Source organism: Streptomyces sp. F001, assembly GCF_004187715.1.
GTDB classification, from domain to species: domain Bacteria; phylum Actinomycetota; class Actinomycetes; order Streptomycetales; family Streptomycetaceae; genus Streptomyces; species Streptomyces flavusporus.
On the sequence record NZ_QZWF01000063.1, the window covers coordinates 1 to 10349 of the forward strand.

7 protein-coding genes and 2 pseudogenes are annotated in these 10349 nt (G+C 68.4%); 1 reads left to right on the forward strand and 8 read right to left on the reverse strand.

Going from position 1 to position 10349, the window contains the following annotated elements; genetic code table 11:
- The 6 genes and pseudogenes from StrepF001_RS42845 to StrepF001_RS42870 form a co-directional block, all read right to left on the reverse strand.
- Positions 1-899, reverse strand: an 899-nt coding sequence (locus tag StrepF001_RS42845) for a DJ-1/PfpI family protein (protein WP_129803493.1), incomplete at its 3' end; no start/stop codon positions are given.
- Positions 900-1224: 325 nt separating this feature from the next.
- On the reverse strand, positions 1225-1743 hold the full coding sequence (locus StrepF001_RS42850; protein ID WP_129803494.1) for an ATP-binding protein: 519 nt from the start codon (positions 1741-1743) through the stop codon (positions 1225-1227).
- Between the two features lie 231 nt (positions 1744-1974).
- Positions 1975-2061, reverse strand: a pseudogene (locus tag StrepF001_RS42855) (transposase); the annotation flags it as partial.
- A gap of 252 nt (positions 2062-2313) precedes the next feature.
- The gene (locus StrepF001_RS42860; RefSeq protein ID WP_129803495.1) at positions 2314-3114 is read right to left on the reverse strand and encodes a hypothetical protein; all 801 of its coding nucleotides are present in this window, start codon (positions 3112-3114) and stop codon (positions 2314-2316) included.
- Positions 3115-3143: 29 nt separating this feature from the next.
- Entirely contained in the window at positions 3144-4427 is a 1284-nt protein-coding gene (locus StrepF001_RS42865; protein WP_129803496.1) for a CHAT domain-containing protein, read from the reverse strand.
- Positions 4424-6286 (reverse strand): hypothetical protein, encoded by a 1863-nt coding sequence (locus tag StrepF001_RS42870; protein ID WP_129803497.1) that lies wholly within the window; start codon positions 6284-6286, stop codon positions 4424-4426. The genes StrepF001_RS42865 and StrepF001_RS42870 overlap by 4 nt, the downstream gene beginning before the upstream one ends.
- Before the next feature lie 759 nt (positions 6287-7045).
- On the opposite strand from StrepF001_RS42870, the gene StrepF001_RS49145 reads away from it, so the two are divergent.
- A complete protein-coding gene (locus StrepF001_RS49145; protein ID WP_240797973.1) occupies positions 7046-8572 on the forward strand; it encodes an NF041680 family putative transposase in 1527 nt (508 codons plus the stop codon).
- A gap of 622 nt (positions 8573-9194) precedes the next feature.
- Here StrepF001_RS49145 and StrepF001_RS49150 read toward each other — a convergent pair.
- Positions 9195-9722 (reverse strand): annotated as a pseudogene (locus StrepF001_RS49150) (NB-ARC domain-containing protein); the annotation flags it as partial.
- Positions 9723-9994: 272 nt separating this feature from the next.
- A partial coding sequence (locus tag StrepF001_RS46085; protein ID WP_165396566.1) for a hypothetical protein occupies positions 9995-10349 on the reverse strand: 355 nt, incomplete at its 5' end.

Sequence of the window (10349 nt, forward strand, 5' to 3'; positions counted from 1 at the left end):
CCCGCGAAGTACGGATCTAGCGGGTCGCTGCCGCTCTCCAGGAGCGCCTGGGCGGCCTCCAGCCGGATGCACTCGACGAACTGGGCCGCCGTCATGCCGGTCTCCGCCCGGAACAAGCGGGTGAGGTGCCGCTCGCTGACCCCGGCACGCCGGGCCAGCGCCGCCAGGGAGTGGTCCGCGCGCGGGTCGGCCGTGACCGCGTCCAGTACGGTGCGCAGGACGGAGTCGGTGCCGTACTTGGCGCTCTGCCGCATCGAGAACTGGGACTGCCCGCCCGGACGTGCCATGAACACCACCAGGTGCTTGGCCGCGGCCCGGGCGATGTCCGCGCCGAGGTCCGCCTCGACCAGGGACAGGGTCAGATCGATGCCCGCGGTGATTCCCGCCGAGGTGATGTACCGACCGTCCCGCACGAAGATGGCGTCGCTGTCCACCTCGATGCCCGGGTAGCGCGCGGCCAGGTCGGCGGCGAGCCGCCAGTGGGTGGCAGCGCGCCGACCGTCGAGCATCCCGGTGGCGGCCAGGGGGAACGCTCCGGCGCAGATCGACGCCACCGTGCCGGAGCCGGACGCCAGGCGCGTGATGGCTTCGATGAGCGGTGTGTCGGAGACGGCTGCCCACCAGTCGGGGCGGCCGGGGATCATGAGTGTGTCGATGCGAAAGTCGACGTCGTTCAGTGCCAGGTCGGGCACCAGGTGCACTCCGGCGGTCGCCGTGACGGGCTTGCCGTCCACCGACGCTGTGGTGATGCGGTAGTCGCCGCCGTACTCGTTGGCCGTGGCGTACACCTCGAGCGGGCCGGTCACGTCGAGGATCTGGACGCCGTCGAAGAGCACCATGAGGACCTGGTGGGGCCCCTGCGAGGAGTGCGGCACCTGGTGGGACGGTGCGGCGTTCATGGGTGCAGCCTTGTTCCTGGAGCGATGCGTGGCAAGCGCGGGGCCGCCCTGTGGCCGGCTCCTCGCACCATGACGAGCCTGCCACGAACGAGCGCCGGCGTGTCCCTCCCTGTCGGACGGCGGACCCTCGGATCCGGCCTCCCGACACGCGCTGCGGCAGAGTCCTCTCCCGTGTTGGTGACCTTCCACCGGGTGCCGTCCGTCCGATCGAGGACTTCGTGCGGTGTCGGGTGGGGCGCGCTCCGCGTCGGTGCTCACCCCCGCGAGGGTGGCCGGCTCTTCCCAGCCGTGCCCAGCCCGACGGCCATCAAGTCCACGCAGCGGGTCACGCCCCGCCTGCCGCAGATCCCGCCGCTGCGTTCACGGCTGTCGTCACACGCAGCACCGCGCCGACGCGCCATCCGTCCGGCTCCCGGCTCACCTCGATCGACTCGGCCAGCGCGTGGACGATAGCCAGGCCGCGGCCGTGCTCGGCGAATGCCTTGCGGACGGTACGTCGGTGTGCCACCGAAGGAACTCCCGAGTCTGTCACACACATATACAGCCGATCTGCCCGCTGGAAGAGGCGGATGGTCATCTCCGAGTGGCCGTACCGGACGGCGTTGGTCGCCAGTTCACTGATCACCAGAGCGGCCGTGCTGCGGTCGTCCGCACTCAGGCCCCACATGCCGAGAAGGCCGGTGGTCCAGTGACGGGCGAGGCCGACAGCGGCAGGCTCGGCGGACAGCGCCACCACAGCTGCTCGATCCGGACCCGTCAGGCGCAGCCCCACCTGGCCCGGGGCGTCCGCGACCAGTACGGCCTGGTCAGGTGCAGGGTTGCGATAACGGGGGCTGGACATCATGGCGACCTCCGGGGTGCCTGACCGGCGGAAGATCCGTCAGCTCATTCCGGGCAACCGCGCACTCCGGTGCGGTCATGGCCTGGCCCGCAGCCACCTTTCCCACGCATCCAGCCGTCTGCGCAGTCCACCGACTCATGGCATCTTCCGCAGCCGCCGCGGCAGTCGGGCGGCATGATTCCACGACTCCGCGAGGCCGCCAATTGTCGGCGACGTCCGCCGAAGTGGTGTATCGACGGCCACTCGGTGGTCGGGGAAGATACCAACCACATCGGTGCGGCGGCGGATCTCTTTGTCAAGCCGTTCCTGTGGGTTGTTGGACCCTGACCCTGTTGGCGAATTCACCGGATTGCCAGGAACGGGTAAGGGGAGCCTGGTGGCGGTACTGCGCGGGGACGGCATGTCTGAGGTGAGCTTCATGCCCCTCCGTCCTGGACTCGATCACGTGATCCCTGCCGAGACGGTCCGGGTCGCGCGGGCGGCGTTCCCGAAGGGGACGTTATGCATCCGGATCCGCGATGCGCTCGGGCCGGAAAGGCAACAGTGAGGGTCGGCAATACAAAACCGAGTCGCTCAGGTCGTAGGGTCGGCGTGCTTTGTCTCCAGGTCCTCCGGGTACTCGATCTCCACCCAGTAGGCGGATGGGGACACGTAGGCGGGTACAGAGCCCTTCGCAGGCTCCCCTGTACCCCGCTGCTCGCTGAACTTCGCCTTACGGAGCAATGGGTCGTGGACCCGATATCCCCGCCACATCAACGCGGTCGGAGCGGTGCTCTCGAAGGAGGCGGCGAGACCCTGCTGGCTCTCCAGTGTGAACGAGGGCCTCACGGCCACCGCGGTGGTGGGATCGATCGCCGCCTGGCCGCGCAGTCGGACGGTGGCCTCACCCGTGCGTCCGGCCGAGACCAGGACGAGGCTGGGACCGCCGATGAGCACCTCGGTGATTACCACCCAGTCGGGCTGCCACTTCTTCTGTTGATAGAGGTCGAGTACGTGCCTCTCCACTGCGTCGAGGCCGGCGAGCCGGTGCACGGTCGCGTCCCGGGTGCGCAGGACGAATGCTCCCTTGCGGGCGAACGTGTAGCTTGCGTCCCCTCGTGCCTCGACGGCCATGGTGGTCACGCCCGACCGGGTCAGCCCGGCCGACCTTGTCACGCCTTCGCTCGAGGTGTACTCGATGTCGCCCTCGACACCCACGTCGTCGGGCTTCGCCTTGAGGCCGAGGTCTTCCAGCGTGGTGAACTTCGTCCAGTTGTGGGACGGAAAGGTGCCCACGTCGCCGAGCTCCATGGGAGTCCCAGGAAGCCAGACGGGCAGTCGGTCGCACCGTTCACGGATCTCGTGCCAGAAGGCGTCTGGCAAGGAGCTGCTCATGATGCTTCCCCCTCAGTGGTGGACAGCGGTCAGGTGTGGGCGGGCGATGCGTCGGCGTACGTACGGCTCGGCAGCGGTGCGACCTGGAGGGCCGACATGCCGTACAAGGAGTAGAGGAGTCCCATCGGGTTCTTTCTGGACCTCAGCAGGTCCCACTTGGCCTCGTACAGCGCCTCTCCGACGGTCCTGCCATTCAGCAGCTCGAAGTAGAAGCGGCGGGAGAACGCGTGAGCATGCCGGTCCGGGAGATTGGCCGCAGTGGCGATGACCCCGCGGTTCTCGTTCTTGTGAAAGGGCTCGACAACGGAGGTGAGCGTGGACGGATCGTAGACACCGGTCGCGCAGGCGTTGAGAAAGACCAGGGGCTTCTCAAGAGTGCGCCGACGCGCATCCTTCCACTCCAGGATCAGCTTTCCCAAGATCTCCTCGACAGGGATCCTTACGGAGTCGCCGTCCTCCGTCGCCAGGTGGAGGGCGAACTCCCCGTCGTCGGTGGGGCCGTTGGCTGCTCGTGCATCGCAGTGGCAGGAGAAATGCATGATCTGATGGGGATGTTCCACTCTCCTGCCGTCCAGCCCGAGTCCGGGGTCCGCCATGTAACGGGCGATTGTGTCAGGCCCGGGGAGCGGATCCCCCGGCGAGGGACAGGGCCCTTCCAGCCGGATGACGTCTCGGTTCCGGAAGAAGGCGAGCTCCCCGCTTGCACCGGGATACTTAGCATGCCAGAGGAAACGCAACGTCAGCTGGTCGTTCTGCGTGGACAGCCATGGGCTTTGAGCGGACGTCTTGTTGACCAGGGCGCGTTCGACGACGGCACTGAAACCGGGGAAGGAACCGGCTGCCTGTTCCAGGCCGTCGACGGTCTCCACCCAGCCGTCCCGGAACAGGCCAAACAGCGGTATGACTTCCCAGGGCAGGAACTGGGCAACACCCGGCTCGACGTGCAGCACGGGGATCCGCCCTGGCGCCTGGTGCAGCGACGGGCACCAGCGGATCATGGCCGCGTCGAGCTCTGTGAGGGATTCCTGCGCCCGGACCAGTACGCGTGAGAGCAGGAGACTGCCCGCCTTCGCAAGGTCGGCGAGAGCCGCTCCCGCCTGCTGGAGAGGGAGCGTGCCGGGTCTCTGCCAGGCGTTCTTGGCCCGCTCCAGAGCGTTGCCGAAGCGAGCGTGCACATGACGCAGCACCGTCGGATCGTGGATCGGCAGTGGCAATGGTTCAAGATCGCCGGCGCCCCTGAGTTCCAACCGGTAGCCGTCCGCACCGCTAAGGGCCCGGATCGTGACGTTGGGCGCCTCCGACTGCCGCTTCATCGCCCCACCGGCGGTACTTCGTCGACCACGAGGGACAGGGGCAGTGCCTGCACCAGCCTGCCGGACGCGTAGACCGCCACCCGGATGTCGTAGGAACCGGCCTCCACCGCCGAGACGGTCGAGCGGAACCGGACCTGGCCACCCGCGACTTGGGCACGCACCGAATGACGCTCAGGACGCACGGTCATGAACGGGGCGTCTACGGTGAGGTCCAGATCCACGACATCGGCCGACTGCCCGGACACCGCCAGCAGTTCGTCCGCGACACCTTCCATCCCGTCCAGCAGCCGCTGCGGCCGCTGCTGGTATTCGGCGCCGAGTCCGATCGAGATGACGACGGCGGCCTCGTGGCCTTGCCGGATGTGCCACTCTGGCTCGTCATCCACGCGTTCGACTCTGTCCGCATGCTGCAGGGTGACCGCCATGCCGCCCCGGAAGGCTTTGGGCGGAGACGGGGACAGCGCTTCCCGGATGCTATCGCCGACCTGGACGAGAGGTGACTGGTGCGCCGCACGGTGGTCGTAGTCGAGCGTCGGCGGCTGCGTGTCCTCGGCAGGCGCGGGTACCGGCTCACCCTGGCTCCGACGGCGCAGTAGCTCGGTCGCCGCGAAAGCCGCTACGGCGCCGACTGTGCCAACTCCGGTGAGCAGCAGACTGCCTGCCATGGGGGTGGCAGCCGCGGTGGCCATCGCCCCTACGGTCGCAAGGACCCCTGCCCCGGAGGCTCCGGCCTTCAGCAGTTTCTCACCGGCCACGTCAGCGGGAGAATTTTCGTCCGGCCGAGCTCCCCCGACGTTGTCGGCCCCGTCATTCTCCGGGGTTCCGGCCCGGCTACCGGAGGGTCCCCGGCCGGTCCGGACCCCGCCCGGTTCCGGTGTCTCCTCGCCCCCTGACATGGTCGGCGTTCGAGGGAGTCCGACGGGGTCGTCATCGCCCCCGGACGGCCAACTCTGCTGCGGATAGGGGACGTCGTGGGAGCGGAATGCACTGTGCCGCCACTGCGAGGACAGTGCCGCGTTGGTGACCCGCTCCCTCTCTTGGTTGGCCGGAGCCGGCAGGTGCAGCGCGTCATAAAGGTCGAAGCGGTGCAGGTCGAAAGCGACCCGGAGCGAGCTCCCGTAGGCCACGGCCGCGCGGACCGCGCTGGGATACGTCATTGCCGCTATGCCGAGGGGCGCCAGCCATAACACCATCGCGGGCACGCTCCAGCGCGGCCAGGCGATCAGCGACGCCGCGGTTGCCGGAAGGCTGAAGACGAAGAACGACACGTACATGTGCAGCAGTCCGCCCCTGGTGTCCGCCTCCGTCCGCATGCGCTTTCCCAGCACGTGGTACAAGCGGGGCCAGGCCAGCCTCACGTCAAGACCGTAGACGTCCTCGATCTGTTCGTGCGCTGCCGCAAGAGCGTTCCCGAGCGCCGTAGGTCTGAGCAGCCCGTCGTTCATCGGATAGCGTTCGCTCAGCCATGCGGACATGCTCCGCACCTCGATGAGCAGTTCGGGGTCCGAGGTAGCGAGAGCCTCCTCGAACTGACTCGTCAAACGACGTCTCGCGATCTCCCGACGCCAGCGCTGCCGTGCCCTGAGCAGACGGGAAATCCTCCCCGACCAGCGGTCACCTTCCAGCAGACGGGTGAGGGCCGGTGCGCAATGGCTCAGGAAGAGCGTCGCCGACAGGACCATGACGACGAGACCGATCCACTGCAGTCCGCTCAGCCTCGCAAGGCGACGCTGCAACGCGTCCGTGGAAGCGGCCGGCCCGTCGGCCAGGCCGAGGGGCAGGGCTGTCAGGTAGCAAACGACGAACAGCGCCGGAAGCAGGGCAGGCGTCAGAAAACGGCCAGGCTGAGGAGCGTGCACCGGTACATCATGCCGTCGGAGCCGCAGGCGGGGGGACGGTTTTGCCCCATCTCGGTCCAGCTGCTGCCAGCGGCTATCCCACCGAACCTCCGTGGTGCCTGCGAGACTCCCTCGATACCTGCGTGGGTGCCTGCGTGGGCTTCACCGATCACGCTCGGCATTGCCCAGGCAGACCTCCGTCACTGTTGTTGCGGGTGATGACAACGAGGCGTGCTCCCTGTGCCCGACGAACCGATGACCGGCTCAGAAGGGCTTCGTGCCCGGTGGGCGAGCGGCAACACCTCCTTCCCGCGCCGGTGTCGGCCTGCGCACCGATGCCGCAGTTCATCGGCCAGGTGGTCGCCGTTTTGGCCGGTGACCGAGCCGGGAGGACACCGCTCCAAGTGCGGCCTCTGATAGGAGAACGCGCAGCCAGCAGACGGAGGCGGGGTCCGTGGCCTACTCCCGTTCGATCCCGGGAGACAGCATCACCGGACCGCAGAAGGATGAACCGCTCCGGGTCTGATGGAGGCAGTATCGGTCGCGCCGTCCATGGCCAGGGCCATGACCGACCTCAGCTCACCGCGGGTCTGGGCTGAACGCCCCGCGTATCGATACGCTCGGTCGCGGGTCTGTCGCAATGCGGTGTGCTCAGCTTGACGTTTAACCCCGCACGTCACCCGACCTGCTGATCTGCGGTTCTTCCCGGGACAGCGGAGGCGGCCGTTCTCCACGCTTCGAGATGTCGAGTCACGAAGCACGAGAGAACGGCCGCTGCCCATGAGTCTCCCAGTCGAAGCGCCCGCAGGTGACGCGTTGGGCATCCTGTCCCGCTTTCGGGTCGAGTTCTACGAATGCCTCTACGCCCGCTCGGATGCGCTCTTCGAGCTCACGGACGCGGTGCTGTGTGCGGACGGGCCGGTGAAGATGCTGGTCGAACTGTCGCTGGCGGCCGAGCACCGGCGTGGGCACGGCGCGCTGTACGCCGCGCTGGACCGGGGCTGGATGGAGCCGACGCGGTTGCGCCGCACGCTGGCGGGCCTGCCGCTGCCGAGGGCGGCGGACGGCAGGGTCGTGCTGGCCGTGGACGTGAGCAACTGGCTGCGCCCTGACGCGCCGACCAGCAACGACCGGCTGTTCTGCCACGTCTACGGACGCGGCGACCGCAAGACGGACCAGTTCGTGCCGGGCTGGCAGTATTCCTTCGTCGCCGCGCTGGAGTCCGGCCGCACCTCCTGGGTCGCGCTGCTGGACGCTATGTGCCTGGGCCCCGCCGACGACGCGACCGCCGTCACCGCCGCCCAACTGCGCAATGTCGTCGAGCGGTTGACACAGGCCGGGCACTGGCAGCCGGGCGATCTGGAGATCCTGATCGTCATGGACGCCGGCTACGATGTCACCTACCTCTCCCACACCCTGGCCGACCTGCCGGTCGTGCTGGTCGGACGGCTGCGCTCGGACCGGGTCATGCTCCGCGCCCCCGGCCCTGCCCGCTCCGGGCCGAGGGGCGGCCGGCCGCGCCGGCACGGCGGCGTGCTGACCCTCGCCAAGCCGGACAGCTGGCACGAGCCCGAGGTCACCACGGCCACGGCCACCACCCGCTACGGCACCGCCGAGGCGATCGCCTGGGACCGGATGCACCCCAGACTCACCCACCGCGGCCCCTGGCTGGAACATGCGAAGGAGGAACTGCCCATCCTGCACGGCACGTTAATCCGCCTGAAGGTCGAGCGCCTGCCGGGCGACCGCGACCCGAAACCGGTCTGGCTGTGGTGCTCGGCCCCCACCGCCACGCCCGCGGACGTAAACCGCTGGTGGCAGTCGTTCCTCCGCAGATTCGATCTTGAGCACACGTTCCGGCTGATGAAGCAGACGCTCGGCTGGACCACCCCGAAGATCCGCCACGCCGACACCGCCGACCTGTGGACCTGGCTGATCATCGCCTCCCACACCCAGCTCCGCCTCGCCCGGCCCCTCACCGAAGACCTGCGCCGTCCCTGGGAACGGCCCGCCGAACCACGTCGCCTCACCCCCGCCCGCGTCCGCCGGGGGTTTCGCAACGTCCGCGCGACAGCAGCGAGGCTGTCGCACAACTTCCGCATACAGCATGGCGAGTCGTGGCGTCGGCCGATCGCCAGTAGCAGTTCACGTTTTGGAGGCGAATACACGGCGAGCAGGAGAAGCTTTACCGGATTTCCCCGATCTGGTGCATCACGATGTCGTGCCTCATCTGTTGAACTGCCTGCAGTTGCCCCAGGAGGCTATGGCGGGCGCGGTCTACTACTGGGTGTTCGTAGGGCGTCTTAAGTACTTCACGAGCTTTCGAGTCCAATGCCACGTAGTTGGCGTATAGCACCGTCTCTAGGTGGTATTGGGGCACGCCGGGTGGCGTGTCCGCGACGAGCGTCTCCGCCTCTGACGCTGGCCACGCTGCGAAGAGGGCATCGGCGGCGATGCGAGCGAGGCGCTTGTGCTGCGCGGGCGTCAGGGCGTCGCGGGCAGCATGCTGGACGAGCTGGTGGACACGGACCGCTTGGTGGGAAGTGACGGGGGTGTGGTCGATCAGGCTGAGCCGGTGCAGCGCCCGCAGGGCCAGCACTGCCTGGTCGGCGGTGACTGTGCCGTCGTTGGTGTAGCCGGTGAGGTAGTCGAGGGCAGGCGGGCTCGTCAAGACGGTGTCGGGGATGCCGTTGGGGTCCAACAACGCGGCGAGACGGAGCATGGGCCGGGCTAGGCCAACGGGGCGCAGGGTGTCGGCCCTGTCGAGAGACAGGGCCCATGCGGCGGCCGTGGTGTGAGTCTGCCCGTCGGGCAGAGCGTCAGGGGCGGCGTCGGCGAGTGAACGGGTACGGTCGGCCAGCAGGGTCCGGTAGGCCGCGCAGCCGATGCCAACATCGACAAGGTAGGCGGCGGCCTGGGCGAGTGCCAGCGGCAGGCGTCCAAGGTCTGCCGCGAGAGCGGCGAGTTGCTCGTCGGGCTCGTCACGCTCGTGGGCGGTCAGCACGTTGGTGAGGTAGGTCAGGGACTCGGCTTCGGTGAAGAGGCCGACATTGACGCGACGGCGACCGGGCCCGGTCAGCGATGCGTCTCGGCGGCGTGTCGTGATCAGCACATGCCCGGTAGGGCTGGCAGGTGGCCACAGATCATTCAGGTCGGCAGGGTCTGCCACGTCGTCCAGCACGATCAGCCACCGACATCTGCGGCTGCTTCGCTCGGAGCTACGGGCAGCCTCGGATACGTTGGATGTCTTGGGCTCGAGCCAGGCCAGCAAAGTCTGCGCGCCGCGTTCTTCATTCTCCGCGTCGCGACCGGTGAGATCGGCGGCGGCCTGGCAATAGCGGGTCACGATGGCCTCGCGGGAACTCGCGGTCACCCACACCAGCAGATCGAGCCGTTCCGACTGCCAAGCACGGCGGGCGTAGTGGGCAGCGAGCTGGGTCTTACCGACGCCTCCCATGCCGGAGATGACCTGACCCAACACCGCGGTCCCGCCATCGGCAACAGCCGCTTCCAGCTCGTCGACAGCCGCCCGGTGCTGAAAGGCCTCGGCTTGTTGGGGGATGATCCCGACCTGGTGCGGCCAGGACACCGGCTGCCGCGGAGCGGCGTGGTAGTCGATGCGGGCACCGCCGTGGATGACGCCGGCAGCGATCGCCCCGTGCGCCGCCTGGTTGGTTATATCCCCCGAGGAATTGGCTTCGCTGGGTGGGCTTGGATGCGCCGGTCCGGTCAGCCCTGGATCGGATCCGGCTTCGGAGGGCTGCCGATGTGCGCGCCTCCGTGGACCACTGCTGCGGCGATCGAGCCGTTCTCGGCGCGGTTGGTGATGTTTCCTCCTGCCGCTACCCCGCCAGCCCCGGCCGTCACCCCGCCCGGGGAGGTCGACACGTGCTCGGCCAGCAGCCGCTGCAGTGCCGCAGCGCGTTCCCCGCGTTCCGGTTCGTCGAGACTCTCCAGCAGCATTTCGAAGCGGGCCTGCCAGGATGCCTCCTGACGGGCCCGTACCCACTCCACCTCTCCCGGCTCGCTGGCCTCGAGCTCGGCGACCGTGCGGTCCAGACGCTCTAGCTCCGTACTTCGCGGG

Bases quoted from the DNA above. Each gene is read 5' to 3' on its own strand.
- StrepF001_RS42850 (WP_129803494.1), bottom strand. From the start codon at position 1,743: ATGATGTCCAGCCCCCGTTATCGCAACCCTGCACCTGACCAGGCCGTA.
- StrepF001_RS42860 (WP_129803495.1), bottom strand. From the start codon at position 3,114: ATGAGCAGCTCCTTGCCAGACGCCTTCTGGCACGAGATCCGTGAACGG.
- StrepF001_RS42865 (WP_129803496.1), bottom strand. From the start codon at position 4,427: ATGAAGCGGCAGTCGGAGGCGCCCAACGTCACGATCCGGGCCCTTAGC.
- StrepF001_RS49145 (WP_240797973.1), top strand. From the start codon at position 7,046: ATGAGTCTCCCAGTCGAAGCGCCCGCAGGTGACGCGTTGGGCATCCTG.